The sequence below is a fragment of the Sulfidibacter corallicola genome, from assembly GCF_017498545.1.
GTDB lineage: Bacteria > Acidobacteriota > Holophagae > Acanthopleuribacterales > Acanthopleuribacteraceae > Sulfidibacter > Sulfidibacter corallicola.
The window spans coordinates 1,711,251-1,729,633 of the sequence record NZ_CP071793.1; the positions used below are offsets into that span (position 1 = coordinate 1,711,251).

Here is an 18,383-nt window from a genome sequence, read left to right on the forward strand (position 1 = left end):
TACGCGTCTTTGCCGTTCTCGCTTGGCTGTGTGCGATTTTTAGCTGCACGGCGCCGTCCGATGTGAACTCACCCGTATCCGGTGCCGGCAAGGAACCCAAGCCGGATGAAACATGGGTGACCGACCGGTTGGCGTTGGCGGCTACGCTGGAAAAGGACGAAACCAGGGCTTTCCGCATGGAAGTCGAACCCGGTGATGTCATCGCCGTTCGGGTGTTGCAACGAAACCTCGATGTGGCCCTGCACCTGTTCGGGCCGGCAGATCGGGAGCGGTGGGTGGAAGATGGACCCACGGGCGGTCATGGTTTGGAGATCCTGTGGTTTCCGGTACGCGAAGGGGGAACTCATCGGCTGGAACTGGTACGCATCGGATCCGCCGGTGCCGATCCCCGTTTCGAACTGGACATTCGCAAACTGGCGGACCCGACGGAAGCGGAGTGGAGCCGGGCTCAGGCTCAGTCGTTGACGCGCGAAGCCCTTTTGGCGGGGCGACGGGAAGGACGTGCCGCCCTGCCCACCGAACGCTTCCTGGAAGCGCTCGATCTTTGGGAACGCGGCCGATATCCCGCCGGAAAGGCACGCACGCTGGACCGGCTCGGTGATCGTTGGTTCCGCCTGCAACGCCTGGACAAAGCCGTCGCCGTGTGGAAAACATCCGTCGAGATATTGCGGGCCGAGGGCGATTGTGCCCTGGCCCTCACCATCCAAACCAAGCTCGCGCGGGCGTTCGAGGAGATGGGTGACCTGGCTTCGAGTCGAGGCCAGCTCGTCGATGCGGTCCAATTTGCCGACACCTGCCCGTCGCCGCATTGGAAAGCCGGGACCGTCAGGAACCTCGGCGCCTATCATCACCGTCGCAACCAAATCGGGATTGCGATCGACCAATTTCGCAGGTCGTGTGCGATGTTTCGGAACCTCGGTGATCCCGTGGAAGAGGCTCGGTGCCTGGAACATATCGCCGCCGCGTTTCTGCTCGCGGGCAAACCCGAGGATGGATTGAGGGAGTTGGCCGAAGCTCGGGCACTGTGGCGGGGATTGGATGATTCGCAGCCCGCGGCACGGGAGCAGGCGGGGAACTTGATTCAAATCGGCCGGGCGAATCACCAGCTCGACCGGCTCGATCGAGCCCTGGCCGCTTTCGAGGAAGCGCTGGTTTTGGTGAGGGGCGCCCAGGATTTTCCCACGATGATCACCGTGCTCGACGGAAAGGGAAAGATCCACCGCGCCCGAAAAGAGTTCGCAGATGCCCGCGAATGTTACGAGCACGCCATCGACCTGGTCGAACGACACGGATTGCCGTCGTGGCAGGCCCATCTCTCCTTGAACCTGGCGCGCACGCTTTACGAGGAGGTCGCCGAAGGGCCTCCGGCCCCTGGCGAACGGGAGCTGCTGGCCACGGCGCTGACCCTGGTCGACAGCGCCTTGGTCTCCCATCGCCGGCACGACAGTGTCGAGGGCCTCGTTTGGGACTATTACCTGCGCGGCAGGATTTTGGATCGGCAGGGCCGGCATCCCGAAGCACTGGAAGCCCTCGAGCAGGCGATCCGCGAACTCGCGCACGCCATGCCCAGCCGCGGCATCTTGGCGAAAAGTTTCCGGCATACGCGCGACCTCGTTTTTCGGGAATACCAACAGTTGGCGATGGCCCAGGCACGAAGAACGAGTGACCCGTCGCTGGTGGATCGCGTCTTCGCGGTGCACGAGTACCAAACGGCTTTCGGCCTCGAGGCTTCTCTGGCGCTTCACGACATCGAGGGTGCTTCGGCGCATCGATCCGCCTACCGTGCGCTGCAAGCGCGGATCAATGAAAACGAATATCAACGGGTTCAACTGTTGCTCCAGGGGCGCAATCCCGAATCCGTCGCCGAGCTCGAACGCCTCGTCCAAGCGGATCTCCTGCAGTTGCATCAATTGCGACCGACTCCGGTCAAGCTCCCGGACGATGCGCCTTTTCGCCGAGTTCCCGTTCCGGAGATCCAACGGGAGCTGTTGGCAACCAACGATATCGCGATGGTGTTCATGCTCAACGAACCCCGGAGTGTCTTGTGGTGCATCGATCGCGAAGGGGTTCGCATGTTCGAGGACCTTCCGGGACGCGCGCGGCTCACCCAATTGGCCCGTCAATATGCCCACGTCGTCGGGGCCGGCCCGATGGAGAGCCGAAAGCGGCGTCAGGTGCAAAAGGCCATTCAATTGCGCGACGCCCTTTTTGGCGAAGCCGTTCAGGTCATGAAGGGAAAGCATCGGTTGTTACTGGTCCTCGACGACGCCCTGCATCAGGTGTCGTTCGCCACCTTGGCTTCTCCCATCGACGATGTCCCTGTCGGGAACTTGGGTTATCGCCCTTTGATCGCCGATTTCGAGATCACGCGACTGCCGTCCCTGGGGGCGGCGCTCACCATGGTTCGCCAGAATCGCCGCCGATCTCCGGCGCCCCGAATCGTGGCCCTCTTCGGCGACCCGGTATACAACCCGGACGATCCGCGTTTGGTTCGGAAGCCGGTATCGGTCGGACCGCCGCCAATCCTGAATGAAGATCCCACCGGGTGCGGGATTCGCGAGTACGCCCGCCTTTCGCGGGCTGCGCAAAATGCCGAGATCATCACGGGCCTGGTGGCGGATCCCGACCTGAAACATCGCGAGCTCGGATTGGACGCCACCCCGCTCCGATTCTGGCTTTCGGAGCCCCATCGATACCGGATTCTGCACTTCTCCGCCCACGGCCTCCTTCATCCCGGCGAAGAGGAGTTGTCCGCCATCGTGCTTTCGCTTTGGAACGCGGAGGGCATGCCGAGCGACGGCTACCTACGGGCTCACGATCTCTACGAGAGCTACCTGCCTGCGGAATTGGCGGTCATCGGTGGTTGTCGCACGGCCGATGGCCAATGGGTCAGCGGCGAAGGAGTGGTCGGCCTCTCGCAGCATTTCATGTCGGCGGGTTGTTCCCGCGTAATCGCGGGCATGTGGCCGATGAGCGAAAACGCCGCCGCCGATATCGTTTCCTCTTTTTACCGCATCCTTTTCGACCGGAGGATATCCAGCACCGGCGCCTTGCGTGCGGCACAGCTCGACGCGATCGAGCGGGCCGAGTTGGCGGATCCCTTTCATTGGGGCGTGTTCATTCACCACGGCCTGGGCGCGCCCTTTTCCCTCGATCCCTAAATGTGCGAACACCCAGGAGAAGGATGCGACCGTGCCCGTCCCAACAATTCGAAGTGATCCATACGAGGAGTTCCCGCATGCTTTGAGGGTTGCCATTGCAGTAGGTTGGGCTGCCAGCCCGACACTTCGAAGCAACGTATGTAGCAGAAGAGAGTTACGCCAAAGAGCGAAGCGGATACTCTCCCGCCCCGTGCGTCATCGAAGCCGTAAAACCAACACTCTGCCCATCGCGAGAGGGAAGGTAAGGGGTCGGTAAGGCAGGGCCGGCAAAGCAAGGCCGGCAAAGCAGGGCAGGTAAGGCAGGGCCTGCTCAACCAATCGAAGCAACCGGGAAAAAATCGAAATCCATCATTGGGAGATCTAGAGACCCGAATTTTCTGCTCCGCTCTTTTACCACTCGAGATGGCGAAGCGTGAACTGCTTCGAAGTGTCGGCCCAGCGCCCTGGGTGAGCCCGGCACCTACCGCAACGACGCCTTTCTCGCAAATGTGGGAACTTCCGACCAATTGGTTCCTGTCATGAAATCCATCGATCTGAGCGGCGACTATGTGATTCGAATGGTTGATGTTGGCGTCTCACCCCACTGATGAGGAGTCTTGAGGCATTCGGTGCGTTCTTGGATGGCGACACGGCTAAACCCGGGCCCGGTTTCCAAGTCTTCCTTCATGAGGCCCGCGCGGTCTCGAAATGACTACGGTGGAGGAACATGATGGAAGAAAAAGCCAATCACGATCAGCAGCCCATGAATACGCAGGCCCCCGTTCAGGAACGCACGACCAAGACCCAACCGCAGAAACCTGCCGCGGGAGGCTGCCCCGGCAACGAACCCAAACCAGGCGATTTCAGCAAGACCTTGACCTGATGCACTGGGGTTCCAGGGAGTCGGGTCGAACCATGGGACTCCGATCCCCTGCTTGCCGCGACCCGCTCTCTCGAACCTCGAGAATGTTCTCCTGAACCCGGGGAACATGGAACCACAGGAGGAGCAATGATGGCCGACATGGCGTCCTTGGCGCGGGTGCTTCCCCCCTTGCCACTTTTGCAGCGGATTTTTTCCAAGGGAACGCTGCACCACGCCCTCGACCTGTTTCGGAAAGGCGACGAAGAAGGGACCTGGACCTATGTGATGTCGTATTTCGGCATGAGCACTTCCGACATCGCCTTCCCGGACGTGTTCGTTCAAAAGGTCGCGGATCGCGCAGCCGGGCTCGATCCGAGAGAGTCTTTCGCGACGATGCTGCTCTTCGGCTATTTTCTGGGGAAAAAGGACCTTCCCCATGTGGGCCTTGAACTCATGGATCGTCACCTTGGCCTGCTTCGTCCCGTGGACCGCCCCGACGACCTGCTTGCCGCGATACACCGCCATCCGGCGGCCCTCGCGCCGGAATGGTACGACGCCTGTTTGGGCGGCTATATCCATTTATTGGTTCTCGCGCAAAGGTCCCATTTCGCCGGAGCCCTGCTCGAAGGACATCTCGAACTCGGACGTGCGGACTATGCCCGACCTCATTTTCTGGTGCAAAAGATCCAGCGGTTCGGGAGGCGGTTCGGCTACCGAACCGCCTTGGACCGCATTTCCAATTTGGTTTCGCTGAGGAGGGAGACCCACTGGCGCCTGGCCGGGATCGCCCTGTACGAGGCCGCCCTGGGACTTCATCGCTCACCCTCGCGCGAGGTCATCGAATACCGCAATTTGGAGGCCCAGGTTTGTGATATTCCGGGCCTGAACCGGCCGCTGGAACGGCTGTTGTTTCTTTGGCCCTTCATTTATTGCCTGATCTCCAGAAAGAGTGCGAAAACCGCGCTCACCGTCTGGGAGGTGGCGGCCGGCATGGTCGGCGTGAATTTGAGCTATGCCTGTTTGCCTGTATCCCTCGTGGAGGACTTTCGCGAAACCGGATCCCAGGCCGCCTTGATTTCGTGTTGGCAGGGGTTGCTGCACCTTCACGACCGCGCCGAGGATGCCGACCTGCTCGCCCGATTGGCGAGTTGATCGTTGCGAACCACGGGCGGCCCCCTTGGCTGGCGGGATTCCGTCCTCCAATCGAACCGAACGTGTGGCGCCGCTGTGGGCCCGGAAGCATCGAGACGATGTCGACGATGGCTTCCGGGCCTCGGTTCACCAACAGGACGCCGTGGTTTGCGCCATCGAGATCCGCTTTGTCCTCAGAATGGCCTCAAACGGACTGCTGGATCTCCGAAAACGAGGTAGTTGCGCGCATCGATCCGAGCGGCCCAGAGAAACGCCAGGCTGGCCGACTTTGGCGGCCGGCCACGCTCGACCGCATCGATTTCCGCTTGGAGTTCCGTGGTCAGCTCCGCGAATCGACGATCGAAACACTCCATTGCGTAGCCGACGGGGTAGCCTTCCAAAAGGTGTTGAAAGGTGGAGCGGAAGGTGGCGATTTGGGCGGGCGCGTCCGGCCAGGAGAAGGAGGCGACCTTGGCGCGTTCCACATGGCCGACCACCGCCAGGGCACCGCCGTTGGGGTGCGACAGGAGGCGCTGCGGCAATGCGGAGATGAAGGGACGCGGGGCCAGCGGTGGACTGTTCAGATCGTAGTCGTTCTCACGGGGTGTTCCCAAACCGTAGCAGTTGAAGAGGAACCACATCATGCCGTTCGGGTGGCAGGTTCGATCCAAGTCCTCCGCCAGGAAAAGGTGTTCGCGGGACAGGGGGTCCGCGACGTGCCGATAATCGCCGCACACCAACCCGCCTTGCATCGCGGCTTGATTCTCGTGACCGCTGGCGAACACCAGGCCATGGGAAACCGAAAACAAAAGGTCCGGTCTGCCGCCAGGTTTTCGAAACAGCTCCAGGAGTGTTCGGCGCGAGGCTTGGCGACCGCTGGCCTGCGTCACGTGGCAATCCAAATCATTGGCGCGGGAGAGCCAGTCGTACAGCGGACCGGTCATCTCCTTTTGCGCTCGAATGGTGGGTTTGTCCTGTTGGTGGTGAACCCCGAAAAAGTGGCACCTTGAACGCGGATGGGCAGATGCCGATTCGGCCGTCTCCGCTGCGACCACCGAGTTGGCGTAGGCTTCGTAGTCGTTCAGGGTGGAGAAGTGAACCCTTCCCACCCCGTAGGACACATCCAATTGATACTGAAACGATAGGGAGATTCGCGTCACATCGGCGACGATCAGCAGGTAATAGGGCATGAGCTTCGGATCTGCCGGCCCGGGTCCCACGCCGTGGCGCGCCAGGAATTCCCGCTTCGTCTCTCCCGGCAGGACACCGTCCTCGCCGTGAAACTCGCGATACCGTTCCCCGGCCTGGGCTTTGCGATGCGCCAGTAGGGGCGACAAGGCCTCGCGGAGTGCGGGGTCGGCATCGGAGGCGAAAATCACCCCCCAACCCGCCTGATCCAACCGTTTGGGGTCCACGCCTGCGATCGGACCCAGAAAGTCCCGTTGTTTCCACCATCGCCAGAGGCGAATCAACCCGCGGACCCAAGTGGGTTCCGGTTTCCTGAGAGCCACGTCCGCCAGGGCTGCCGGAGCCACGGGGGGAAAGGCATAACCACCTTTCACGCCGTCGATTCCACCAAATTGCCAAAGTTCATCCTGTTCCATGTCACAACTCCCGAGGCCCCGATTTGAGGTGCGCGACCCTTGCTCGCGGGTCCGGTAGGGGCCTCGAGAGGAAAGACTGGGATGATTGGCGGTGGATCAGTGGTTTTTTTGGGAAATGCCGATCCACGCGATTCCTAGGGTCCGTCACTAAACCTCGAGGTCGCGCGCAGGTCTTGCCTGGATGGTGAAGGAGGAATCCATGGCGGCTGAAACGGTGGATCTCGCGTTTTTGGTCCAGGAGCGTGAACGCGCGGAGTTATTCGTGCAGGGCAGTGCCATGTACTCGGGCAGCACCCAACTCGAGCGCATGGCATCGCAAGCGGGCCTGGCGATCGCCGATCCCAAGGCCTATGGACAGCGCCTGTTCGACGCATCCTTTGGCGATGGAAACCTTCGCGAAGGGTATCGCCTGGCCAAAACGCTCGCCGAGGAACGCGGTCACGCGCTGCGTTTCCAGTTGATGATCCATGATTCGGCGCCCCTGCATGCCCATCACCTCCATTGGGAGTTGGGTCGCGCCGGGGAAGATCACTATTGCTGGGGCGCCTCGCCGAACCTTTGGTTTTCCCGCTGCCCATGGCTGTCCAAGCAACCCACCGAATTTCGCGTCGAACAACCGCGTTTGGGTGTGGCCGTGGCCGCGCCCACGGATGTCGCGCGATATGGCTTGGCCCACCTCGACCGTAGGATCGTTCTGGATACCTTCAAAAAGCGTCTGAAGCGGTTGGCACCTCGTCTTGCCCTCAGCGTGCTCGACGGACGTGTCACCTCGGACCGCTTGAGCGAGTTTTGCCGCGATCGAGGCCTTCATATGTTGCTGCTGGTCGCCCATGGTGTCCAGAGGGCCAGCCTCGCTACGGCCGAAATGGTGCTGGAACAGCGGTCGGGCGAAGCCTTGTTTGTCGATCAATCTCGGTTTGGCGATCTCCTCGACGGTTGCCGGTCGTTGCGTCAGGTGACCTTGTTGACCTGCTCCGGAGCGCAGATCACGGGGACAGATCCGTTTTCGGGCATCGGCCCTGCCTTGGTCGGCCGCGGCATTCCCACGGTCATCGCGATGAACAGCCCGATATCTTTGAATCACGCGCTGCCCTTCGCCCAGGATTTCTACCAAAACCTGGCTTCGAACGGATGTGTCGACAGGGCGATGGCCGCGGCCCGGCACAAGGCTTATTTGCAAGAGCCGGAACTTCCCTTTTGGCACGCGCCGCTGTTGTACATGCGACCGCGCGACGGGTACATCTGGCGCCACGCGGACGATGACGGGCGTCGAAAGCCCGATCCGATGAAGCGGCATTCCCAGGAGGAACGACCCTGGCACGGGGGAGGCGTTCCCGGCGTCCTGAATGCGTTGAAAGGCAATCGGGTAGAGGGCGCCGTGATCATCGAGAACCAAACGGAGACAGGGGATAAGGGACATATCGTCAATGACGTCGATCAAAACCACGTTGGGTCGATAAAGATCGCGAACAGGATTCACAGAGACTAACTGGAGTTTGCAGTTTCCGAGCAAGGAGGGAAATGATGCCCAATCTCACGCAGACGCACATGGTCGTCAAAGACACGCAGCACCTGAAGCCGGTGCCCGATCACGACCTCGTGGTCTATAAAATCGACGGCGGTGCCCGCATCTACCAGGCCACCCAGCCGGCGGGCGAGGCCTTCAAACTGAAAATCTGGGAATCGACCCGTTCCTTCAAGGGGTATGCCGTCAACAAGGACCCGAACCTGCGTTTCGAAGAGGAAACCAGGGTCAACATGACCGACGGCATTCATTGGTTCACCTTGCTGCTCGTCGTCGAGTACCGCGTGATCAATTCGCGGCAACTGGTGGAGAAATTGGCCAGCGATCCTTTGGAGCGTCTGCGCAAGGAAGTATTGAGTGTGGTGGCGGGCGGGGCGGCCCACTTGGCCTGGGACGATATCAAGACGGAGAGTCGCCGCTTCCACGATCTCGTGCGCGATTCCCAAACCGTGGATTCAGGGCACATGTATACCAAATTCGACATGCTTCAGAATTACAGCGCGGAATTGGGGTTTCGGCTCAATGCGATTCATCTCGGTCGCCGCATTCCTCCGGATTTCCTGTTGAATGAAAAGAAGCGGTTCGAAAGCAAGACCGAAGAAGCGATCAAGGAACTGGAAACGGAGGTCGCCATCAACGACCTCGAACGCCAGGATCGCATCGATTTGAAGAAACACGAATTGGAAATGCGGGGCTTGAAGCGCGATGAAGAGGAGAACCGAGAAAAGCACCGCATCTCGATCGACGGCCAGGAGGATCGTTCCGCGATCAACGCCTGGCGCAGGGGGGAAAAGCTCAAAGATGAATTTGCGGAGGATGCACGCATTGGCGTGGATAGGGCCGTCGAAAGCATCGACAATTTCCGCGATTTGGAGAATGCCGCCGGCACCATGACCCGGATCGGGAATTCCTTCGTCGCGCCTTCGTCGCCGGGACCCGCGTTGGCGTCCGGTGGCGAAAGTGAATTGCGCGCGTTGACCGCCGCGGCCGAGGATGCGATCCAGCCGGGATCGGTGGGCATTGCGGGGAAATTGCTCTTGCAGGGGTTCTCCAACATCCAGAGCTTGAGCGGCGACCGGCGCGCCTTCCTTGCCGCCTTTTTGCACACGGTGGCCGAGACCATGCTGCAAGAAGATGCCGACGAAGCGGCACTCCAGACCTACGCGCGCCAGCTCGGCCGTCACGTGGGGACGGCGCGCACGGTTCTGGAACGCGACCAAATCGAATTCTTCCAAAAGATCGTAGACCGCGAAGCCATGCGCGAATATTTCGCCTGAGGTTGAAAGATGACTGGATCGACGCGAGATCAAGACCATTTCGAACCGAGTGGGCCTTCTCATCATGTGGCGGAAGCGAGCGATTTGGGCTCCGGGGCCGATGGAACCATTGCCGATGACGCGCGCCCGGATTTTTCGCCCGGCGCTGATTCGGGCGCTTCGGCGTCCGACCTCGCCGGCTCCGGTGTGCAAGAGGAACCCCGAACCGATCCGATTGACACTCCTGAAACCGGAGAGGAAGATCCCAGGGTCGATGACGTGTATGGTTCATCAAGTGATTCGAACGCTACGGAGGACTCTGCGAACCGAGGCAAGAAAGAACCGGAGCCCGAAACGGATCGGGACCCTCGGGCTTCGCGGGGCGACGACCCCCGCACCGAACCCACCGCCGGGGAAACGACAGCCACCGGTTCGGTCCATACCTCCCTGCAAGACAACAAGGTTCTGGGAGATGTCTACGTCCAGACCATCGTCGATTCGGGTAGGGAGCAGCTCAAGGAACTGACCCCGAGGTCTTTCGACGAATGTTTGGATGTGGCCGCATTGAATCGTCGGGCGAACCGAATCGTTGCCGATCCGGAACAGTTGGATCGCCTGGTCCAAAGCGCCCTGCGACATCGCATGCTGATTTTATGCGGGGAGCGTGAGTCGGGTAAGGGCGCCACCTTGTTGGCGGTGGCGCAGCGCTTGTGTGCCCTCGAGCCCGACATGCAGGGCTCCATGGCGCTTTCCCGGCCGGGCTGTTATCTGCGGATTCTGCCGCGACGGATCGTGGAATCACCGCGATCCTATCGTGGCAAGGTCCTGATATTTCGCGATGCGCTGGGGTTCGGCAATCAGAGCCTTCGGCAATTTTTCGAACACTGCAGCCGCGACACGCTGGTCCAACTGGCCCGACGCCTGGAAGCCACCGAGACCTATCTTCTCTTTTCGCTCAACAACCACAGCTCGCCGGCCAGCAGGGACCGCCTACAGGATCTCGATGTGCTTCACGATCTTCCGCTCTTGAGCGCGTCCCTTTTGCTGAAGGGTTTCGAGCAGGAAATCCGGAGAAAGAACCAATCCCTGACCATCCCCTTCGCCGAAACCGAGCTGGACGCCAAACTGGCCGACAAGGCGCGCATCGCCACGGCGCTCGGAAGCATGAACCGGATCGTCGTCTTCTCCGAATGGGTGCCGGCCATCGTACGCGGGGCGCTCTCTCTGGAAGAGGCGCTGCACCGTACGACCGACTTGAAGAGGTGGTTCGCCGACGAGGTGGCTGCCGATCCCGATAGTTTCTGTTTCGGTCTGAGCCTCGTGCTCTGCCACGCGGCGCCGTCCGCCATCGTTGTCGGATTGAACGAGTTCCACGCCTTTCGGCTCCAGTTGTCGAAGTTTCTCGAGAAGCGGTTGAAGACCGAAGCGCAGGAGCGCACACCGCGCATGTACCTCGGCGACACGGAACTGTTGGGGCGGGTGCGGGCCGAAGTGAAAGTCGCCAGCGGCGAACCGGACCTCATTCGATTTTGCCGCGACGACTACCCCGATCGGTTGTGGGAAGTGTTTCAAAACCACGCTCAGGGGTTGGCGGCCGAGCTGGTTCCCTGGCTGATCCAACAAACGCGTCATCCGGAAAGCATGACCGCCGTCATTGCGGCCAGGGCCCTGGGCCGTATCGGCCGGCTCGATCCGTGGCGCATCACCTGGCCCTTGCTCGAACGATGGGCTCGGGATGAGGCGACCCAGGAGTTGGTCGGATACCTCCTCCAGGGTGTCATGGCCAGCCGCGACAGCGACTATCGGCATCGGGCCCTGGCCAAGCTTCGCGTCATGTTCCATACCAAGGACATGGTGGTGATTCAATCCGTGACGCTCGCGCTCCTGCGCCTGGGTGAAATCGATCTTCATTTGGCCGTGACCGAGCTGGATGGCATCCTCCGGCGCCGATTCAACCGCAAGATCAAAGATCTGGGCGGACTTCGCCAGTTTTGGCGGAAAATCGAGCATCAGGTCCTACCGGCCTTGACCCAGGGTCGTCAGAGTCGCCTCGATCCGAAGTCGCGGAACCGGGTGCTTTTTGAAATAGCCGAACGCGTCTTGGGCGATCAAATGGGGTTCGAAGTGCTGAAAGCCGTCCAGTACGCCTTGGTGGGTCTTTGCCTGACACTCGATCCCGCGGAAGTGCTGGGTCGCTTGAGCGAGGCCATGTCGCCCTCGATCTCGACGCCCGTTATCGCCATTCTCTTTCTTCGCGATCGAGGGATGGCCGATACCCTGGCCCGATTCAGCCAGGACGTGCCCTGGGAGAAGGACAAGCCGGCCAGACAACGGGCCAAGACCAATTGGATTTTGGTTTCGATCGCGCTCGACGACCGCGCCAACGAAACGATGCGCTTGTTTTTGGTGCGCGTCCTGAAAGGGTTGTCGGCCTTCCCACCCTTGATGCGGGAGATTCTCCAGGCCAAATTCAACCTGTTGCTCAAGAAGTGGATCCGCCAGGCGAAGGGCATCCCGCGCTGTGAGCGAGCCCTGGTGACGATGGTCGCCAAGTTGGCCGACAGTCCGATCGAAGAAATTCGCGATCACTTGTTCCAACTGCTCAATCGGGATCCCGGCTTCGTGGAACCCAATTCCGATCTCGCCTCGTTCGCGGACAAGGTGTTGACCCAAAATCTAGACCTGTCCCGAATCGATGGGCACTGAGCCGCACGGCTGCCCGCTACCGGCTCGCGCCGATGGGTTTGCCCGCTTCGTGAGCCGCGAGGATCGCTCTCATTTGGTCGAAACGCGGCAGGGTCTCCGGACCTGGCGGCAATGTCTCCGCGACCAGCCGGTGAAACTCGGGGTCCGCCTCTCGAAGCAGGTTCATGGCGTTGAAGCATCCCCATTTGGTGTAGATGTCCAGCTCCAGTTGAATGAATCGGTAGTCGATCAGCAATTGCAGGATCGTCATCATGCGCGGCCGATCCTCGGCCAACGCGGAGACGATGCGGCCGTCCTCCCCGACGAGGCCCTCCAGCTCTCGATCCAATCCGGCGCGCAGGATGCCGCCCGACTGCCGCCGCTTCCCGATCAGCTCCCAATTCTCGCGGACCATCTCGCCGATGTAGCCGTGTGGATCGTGAACGGGGCACAGGTTGGCGATGTAGCCCGTGAAGGTGCTGAAGAAACGCAGGACGTAGTGATCCAAGCGCTGCCTGAACTGGGGGGTCAGGCCCAGAACGTTGATCTTGATGCCGTCCTTCACGAAGACGAACTGGTAGTTCCCGGCCAAGCCGGGATCCACCAGGAGGAAATCGATGTCGCTCTCCGGTCGGTGGCTCTTCTTGGCCACCGAACCGGTGATCCCGATCGAACCCTCGGGGAATCGGGCCCGCAACAGTTCGGCCAGTTCCTTGGCGAGGGCGAGGTGGCGATCGTCCGTTTCATCCTCGAATACCACCCGATCGGGAATGCCGCGGGTCTGCTCCTGAAAGCTTCGGTGTCGTTGTTGCATTGCCGAGGTCACGGTGATTCCCCCTAAAAATGTGACACGAAATAGTCTTCGTTCTTGAAGAACCCGTAACCGACCCACGCGGCGATCTCTCGTGCCCGTTCACATTTAGTCTCGAAATCGCCTGCCGCCTGAAAGGCGTCGATCAGGGGTTCGAAAAAGTGAAATGCGTGGAGCTTACGTAGGTTTTCGGTCAACTGCAAGACCAGTCGTTCCAACTGAAAATGGCTCAGGGTTCGGTCGTCGAGTTCCAGGTCGCGGTGGATGCGCCCGGCATTTTTTCGCACCAACGCCTCGTAATGGCCGTAGGTCTGGTAACTGTTCCTTTCGGAAGTGACCACGGCGAAACTTTCCACGTAATCCGCCAGATCCCGATGTCGGTTCAGCGCCAGGAGCCGCCGGCGATACATCGCCACGGCCAGGTTGCGAAAGGCGTCGAAGGAACGCGTCGACCCGCACCCGGCGAACAGCTCCGACGACCACCGGGCGGGCCGCTCGAATGCCAGGAGAAACAGCGCCTGTTCCCGGGACAAAGGTGCCCTGCAAATTCGGTTTCCATACGGGAACAGCAACTGGTAGTTGACCCTGGCCGGGGGCTGGGCGTCCGAGTCGGCCCAATCGTCCCAGTCGAATTGACGTTCGACCACCTTGACCCCGGGCGCGAGGTAGAGTTCCGCGCCTTCCCAGTCGATATCCTCGGGATCCAACAGCGGTGTCATGCGGGCATAGGAGGCGGTGAAATCGGTCATGGCGGCCCACAGCGACCAGCGCGAGCGTTCGAGAAGGAAGGCGTCTTCCAGCAAGGTTCGACGTTGGCGATCCGGTTCGGCGTGAACCCGTCGACAGAGTTGGGCATGGGCTTGGGAGGGGTTCTCGGGCGGGTTCGGCTCCTCATCGATGCCCAATCTGCGGAACGCCGTGCGCGTGGCCTCGAAAAAGCCGTCCCGATCCACGGCGAAGGCATCGGTCGCCCGCGGTGTTTGGGGAGGTTTGGGAGCCGTCCCAGGCATCAGGATCGACGGCACGTCGGAATCGCCCAGACGCAGCAAGCAGTAGCCCACACCGGCCAGACCGTACATCAACTCGGTGGTTGCGTGGGGAGAATCCGAGGGGCGACTCATGCTCGCGGCTACATGTCGGTCGACCGCGCGATGGACGCGACCGACCCAGGTGGGCTCGTCCAGAAGTTCCGCCGCCGCCAACACCACTTCGAGGATGCCGCCCCACTCCCTGGCCAAGGTCAGGGAAGGGTGTTCCGCGTCTTCCAGATGTGCCAGGTCTCGCAGGATGATCGGGCGTACGGGTTCCAACAGGTCCGTTCGGTTCAGGATCGCCGCGGCCCGCATGCGAACCAGGCAAATGCCGCTGGCTCCGAACAGCCAGGAATCGTTGAAGTTACCGCCGTATGGCTGCTGGCGTCTCAGATCCTGGTAATCGATCGGTTGGCCGTGGATTCGGGCCTGTACCAGGAGATCGAGCAGCAGGGGATCGCGCAAATCGACCCAGTTCCCCATGGCTTCGTCGTAGAACTGCGCCTCGTAGCGCAATCCCTCCTCGGCGGCACGTCGAAAGCGCGCGAACCCGGTTTCGGCATAAAGATCCAACAGCGCCATGACCACGCCACTCGATCCGTCCAACCCCACTGGATGGCGCACGCAACAGGGATGGGTATCCCACGACCAGCCCAATGGCTCGCGACAGGCGAGGTCCAGAAGTCGGTCGCCCAGGCGGACCGCCAATTCCAGGTCGCGGTGTGGTGCACTCAGAAAAAAGGGGATCGCGGAGGTGAAGCCCGTCGCGTAACCGGGCTGCTCCAGGTTTCGAACGGGAATCCGCGCCGGATCCAGCGCGGTTTCCGCACGTGCGACCAGAGATGGATCGTCCAACAGAAGCGAGAGCCGGTGCGCGACCCAAAAAATGCCGGTGCGGCCGTTGTAAAAGCCGATCTGGGCCGCCGGCAGGTCATCGGCCAGGTCGATCGCGCGTTCGATCAGTTGCCGTGCCACCCTTCCGTAGGCATCGTCACCGGTTCGGCCGAAGGTTTCGCCGAACACCAGGGCGCAGCCTGCCAATCCTCGTTCGAGGGTGGGATCGATGCTTTGGAAAAAGACGGGATTCGATGAGGGGAAGGTGAAGGAATTGGGGGCAACATCGATGTCGCCCAAGATGAGTTTGCATATTTCGACGAGGCGAGCAAGTGAGCTATCGGTGAAGTTTTTTCGTGGTTTCTTGTTCATCAATGTTCCCCTATAAGATCATGTTAACTTGTTTTGAGCATCGAGTGATAGCTTGTGATTTTTCATGTTGAATGGTAAAAACAGATGGCCTATAATTTTCAAATCCGCCCTGTATGTGTCTGCAGCTATTGATCTAGATGTTTTTCAGTGTCTATTTTTTGATGTTCGTGTGTGTTTTTAGATATTTGCTCGCCCAGCTAGCCAACCCCACACCGTCAACCATTTGTGTTGAATAAATGTCGCTGTACGCTTTTTAATAAATATGGCGATTGACTTTATTAGGAGAATAATTGGTGCGAACCTCCAATTACACTATCTATGTCGATTTACCCGATGATCCCGAAAATGTGTTGCTCGTTCATGGCTATACCGGTGCCTATGACCGCGTTTCCAAAAAAGTGGCGAACTTCGTGCGGTCCATCGAAAGCCGAAAACCCTTCAAGCCCCTCTATGGTTCCTGGTCGCCCGAACCGGTGGTGGACGAAGCGCAGCATCTCGATGACGAGCATGTAAAAGTCTTGATGAAAAGAGGTTATCTCACTTCGAAGTCCGAAGAGGAGGAAGCGCACTTTTTCGAGAAGATTACCGACAACCTCCACCACTTCAAATCGCGCAAGATGCCCGACTACGTCATCATGCCCACCTACAGTTGCAACCTGCGCTGTCATTATTGCTTTCAGGATCACATGCGCACGGATCCCAAGTTGAAGCCCCTGCTCCGCGTGATGAGCAAGGCGATGGTCGACCGCATTTTGGGCGCGTTGCCCGAATTCGAACAGATGCACGGCTTGGAGCCCGACAGCGGCCTGTCCCGCAATTTCATCTTGTTCGGTGGCGAGCCGCTGCTGGCGGAAAGTCGCGATTCGGTGGCGTACCTGATGGCGCGGGGGGCGGAAATCGGACCCTTGCGGGTCCGCGCCATTTCCAACTGCACCGACCTGCATCACTACCGGGACCTGCTGGGGCCGGGGAAGATCGACACCATTCAGGTCACCCTGGACGGCCCTTCCTTCGAGCACGACAAGCGCCGTATTTACGCGGATGGATCGGGTTCCTGGGAACGCATCGCCGAAAACATCGGCATGGCCCTGGCGTTGAAGGTCAACATCAGTGCCCGCATGAACGTCGATCGCGACAACATCTACAAACTGCCCCAACTCGCCAAGGAGTTCGTCAAGTACGGTTGGGTGGAGAGCCCGCATTTCTCTTCCTATGTGGCGCCGATTCATCCTTCCAACGACAAGACCGACAAAAAGGCTTGTCTGAATTCCTACAAGGTGGATCTGGCGATCAAGGAACTGCGCACCCAATTCGAGGAGATGAAGTACATCGGCAGTCCCAGCGACGGGCTGCACCATCAGGTCATGAGCATGCTGGCGGGGAAACACAGCGGGCCCAATCTCAAAACCAGCTTTTGCGGCGCCCATACCAGTATGTATGTGCTCGATGCCTTCGGCGACATCTACACCTGTTGGGAACGGACCGGTGACAAGAAACACCGGGTCGGGTACATCAACGCGGACCACAGCCTGACGTTCGAGGACGAGCGTTTGAAGATGTGGCGGGATCGGACGGTGGTCACCAACCCCACCTGTAAAAAGTGTCGCTTCGCCTTCTATTGCGGTGGCGGGTGCGCGGTCCTGGCCCAGAACGCCACCGGCAACTACTACACGAACTATTGCGACGGTTTTCAAAATCGGTTTCGGGCGACGGTCGCCGAAGCCTTCGTGGACTTCAAGGGTGCGCGCGACCCGGCCAAGGTCGATGCACCCATGTGCGAAGTCTGACCACCGCGCGAAAACTCCAGAAATCGTCGAAACGTGCTGTTGATCGAGCACCTTTCGAGCCTATCCGTCGACTCCCGTGACCTGTTTCCACGTTGGGGAGCCTGCCATCAATCCTGTCACGGGCCGTTTCGCGGCCCGTGTACGGACCCCTATCCATTCCGTCCTTCTCCGCGAGTCGGCGCGCACGCGATGTTTCCGCGCCCGTGGCGGCCCGTCGCTCGTCCGGGTTTCTCGGTCCGGGCGTCGCGTGGGCCTCGCATTTGGGTCCGGTCGGGTGTGCGGCGATCGGCTGGCTGGCGGAGTGGGCGCCTCATACATCAAAGTCACCATTCAAGGATTTTTCTATGGAAAAGAAAGATAAGGAATTGGAAATCGAGAGCCTCAATCTGGATGAATTGGACGTGGAGGAGCTGGAACGCCGTTTGGAAATGTCTTCGGCCCTCGGCTCCATCTCGACCGCGGCCCTGTGGTGCGGAACCGATTGCGGCGTCAATTGCGGGGTGGACGACTGCTCCTGCTTCGGCAATGCGGTGATCTGTACCGTGGATGTCTGCGATACCGATTACGTCGATCCCTCGTCGAGCTGATTCGCGACGATCGAACGACCCGCTTGCGTCTTCCCTTTTTCCACACATCGAAACCCTTCGGGAAGTGTCCTTCCCGAGCGAATCCGCCAGTGGATCGGTTCGGAACGCGCGTGCCTGAACGGACGGCCTTCGGTTCGGGCGCCTCGTTCGAAGAGACGAGATGGTTCCGCGATGAGCTGGATGGCGATTCGATGGGCGCGAAAACCACGCATGCCGCAATCCTTTCGAACCGACCGAATCCCCGGTGATTTCGATCAGGTTCACCACGCCGCCAGATGGGCGAACGGGTGTGACCCCTGCCAGGGGGCCCGAACCGGGGAAGGAGGACGGGTACGGGATACGGGGGCCGCGCGTCCCCGTTTCGAGCGCCGCGCGCACGGTTCCACCAGGATCCACACTCCGCCAGCACCTCTTCAACTTCATTCACTAGGACGTCACATGGAGAAAAAAAAGGAATTGGAAATCGAGAATCTCAACATGGACGATCTGGACGTCGAGGAACTCGAGCGTCGTCTGGAAATGTCTTCGGCCCTTGGCACCGTGACCACCGCAGCCCTTTGGTGCGGTGCGGATTGCGGCAACCTCTGCGGCGTGGACGACTGCAGTTGCCTCGGCAACGCCGTGGTCTGCACCGTGGATATCTGCGATTCGGACTACGTCGATCCGTCGAGTAGCTGATCCATCACTCGGACACGGGAGCGAGTTCCGTTCTCGTGTCTTTTCCGCGATCCGGTACCGCTCCCGTCGGGAGCCTGCCG

The 18,383-nt window shown here is 60.2% G+C and carries 12 protein-coding genes; 9 read left to right on the top strand and 3 right to left on the bottom strand.

From position 1 onward, the window contains the following. The first annotated feature begins 62 nt into the window (after window positions 1-62). The 3 genes from J3U87_RS04925 to J3U87_RS04935 all read left to right on the top strand — a co-directional run bounded on the left by J3U87_RS04925 (window position 63) and on the right by J3U87_RS04935 (window position 5,154). Complete coding sequence (locus J3U87_RS04925) at window positions 63-3,161, top strand: CHAT domain-containing protein (protein WP_237381919.1); 3,099 nt, start codon at window positions 63-65, stop codon at window positions 3,159-3,161. Window positions 3,162-3,867: 706 nt separating this feature from the next. Next, entirely contained in the window at window positions 3,868-4,023 is a 156-nt protein-coding gene (locus J3U87_RS04930) for a hypothetical protein (protein WP_237381920.1), read from the top strand. Window positions 4,024-4,149: 126 nt separating this feature from the next. Further along, complete coding sequence (locus tag J3U87_RS04935) at window positions 4,150-5,154, top strand: hypothetical protein (RefSeq protein WP_237381921.1); 1,005 nt, start codon at window positions 4,150-4,152, stop codon at window positions 5,152-5,154. A 173-nt stretch (window positions 5,155-5,327) separates the two neighbouring features. On the opposite strand, the gene J3U87_RS04940 is transcribed toward J3U87_RS04935, so the two are convergent. Continuing rightward, on the bottom strand, window positions 5,328-6,737 hold the full coding sequence (locus J3U87_RS04940; RefSeq protein WP_237381922.1) for a C25 family cysteine peptidase: 1,410 nt from the start codon (window positions 6,735-6,737) through the stop codon (window positions 5,328-5,330). Between the two features lie 199 nt (window positions 6,738-6,936). On the opposite strand from J3U87_RS04940, the gene J3U87_RS04945 reads away from it, so the two are divergent. The 3 genes from J3U87_RS04945 (at window position 6,937) to J3U87_RS04955 (ending at window position 12,224) form a co-directional block, all read left to right on the top strand. Then, complete coding sequence (locus J3U87_RS04945) at window positions 6,937-8,226, top strand: CHAT domain-containing protein (protein WP_237381923.1); 1,290 nt, start codon at window positions 6,937-6,939, stop codon at window positions 8,224-8,226. 32 nt (window positions 8,227-8,258) lie between these two features. Beyond that, window positions 8,259-9,539 (top strand): hypothetical protein, encoded by a 1,281-nt coding sequence (locus J3U87_RS04950; RefSeq protein ID WP_237381924.1) that lies wholly within the window; start codon window positions 8,259-8,261, stop codon window positions 9,537-9,539. A 258-nt stretch (window positions 9,540-9,797) separates the two neighbouring features. Further along, entirely contained in the window at window positions 9,798-12,224 is a 2,427-nt protein-coding gene (locus J3U87_RS04955) for a hypothetical protein (RefSeq protein WP_237381925.1), read from the top strand. A gap of 16 nt (window positions 12,225-12,240) precedes the next feature. Here the strand turns inward: J3U87_RS04955 and J3U87_RS04960 are convergent, their stop codons facing one another. Together J3U87_RS04960 and J3U87_RS04965 are read right to left on the bottom strand one after the other, a co-directional pair. Then, window positions 12,241-13,029, bottom strand: coding sequence for a nucleotidyltransferase domain-containing protein (locus J3U87_RS04960; RefSeq protein WP_237381926.1), 789 nt, complete (start codon window positions 13,027-13,029; stop codon window positions 12,241-12,243). Between the two features lie 11 nt (window positions 13,030-13,040). Next, on the bottom strand, window positions 13,041-15,251 hold the full coding sequence (locus J3U87_RS04965) for a lanthionine synthetase LanC family protein (RefSeq protein WP_237381927.1): 2,211 nt from the start codon (window positions 15,249-15,251) through the stop codon (window positions 13,041-13,043). 293 nt (window positions 15,252-15,544) lie between these two features. Between J3U87_RS04965 and J3U87_RS04970 the strand changes: the two genes are divergently transcribed. From J3U87_RS04970 to J3U87_RS04980, 3 genes are all read left to right on the top strand, one after another. Then, on the top strand, window positions 15,545-17,038 hold the full coding sequence (locus tag J3U87_RS04970; RefSeq protein WP_237381928.1) for a radical SAM/SPASM domain-containing protein: 1,494 nt from the start codon (window positions 15,545-15,547) through the stop codon (window positions 17,036-17,038). Between the two features lie 344 nt (window positions 17,039-17,382). Next, window positions 17,383-17,625, top strand: coding sequence for a hypothetical protein (locus tag J3U87_RS04975; protein ID WP_237381929.1), 243 nt, complete (start codon window positions 17,383-17,385; stop codon window positions 17,623-17,625). 438 nt (window positions 17,626-18,063) lie between these two features. Next, complete coding sequence (locus tag J3U87_RS04980; RefSeq protein WP_237381930.1) at window positions 18,064-18,303, top strand: hypothetical protein; 240 nt, start codon at window positions 18,064-18,066, stop codon at window positions 18,301-18,303. Window positions 18,304-18,383: the final 80 nt, after the last annotated feature.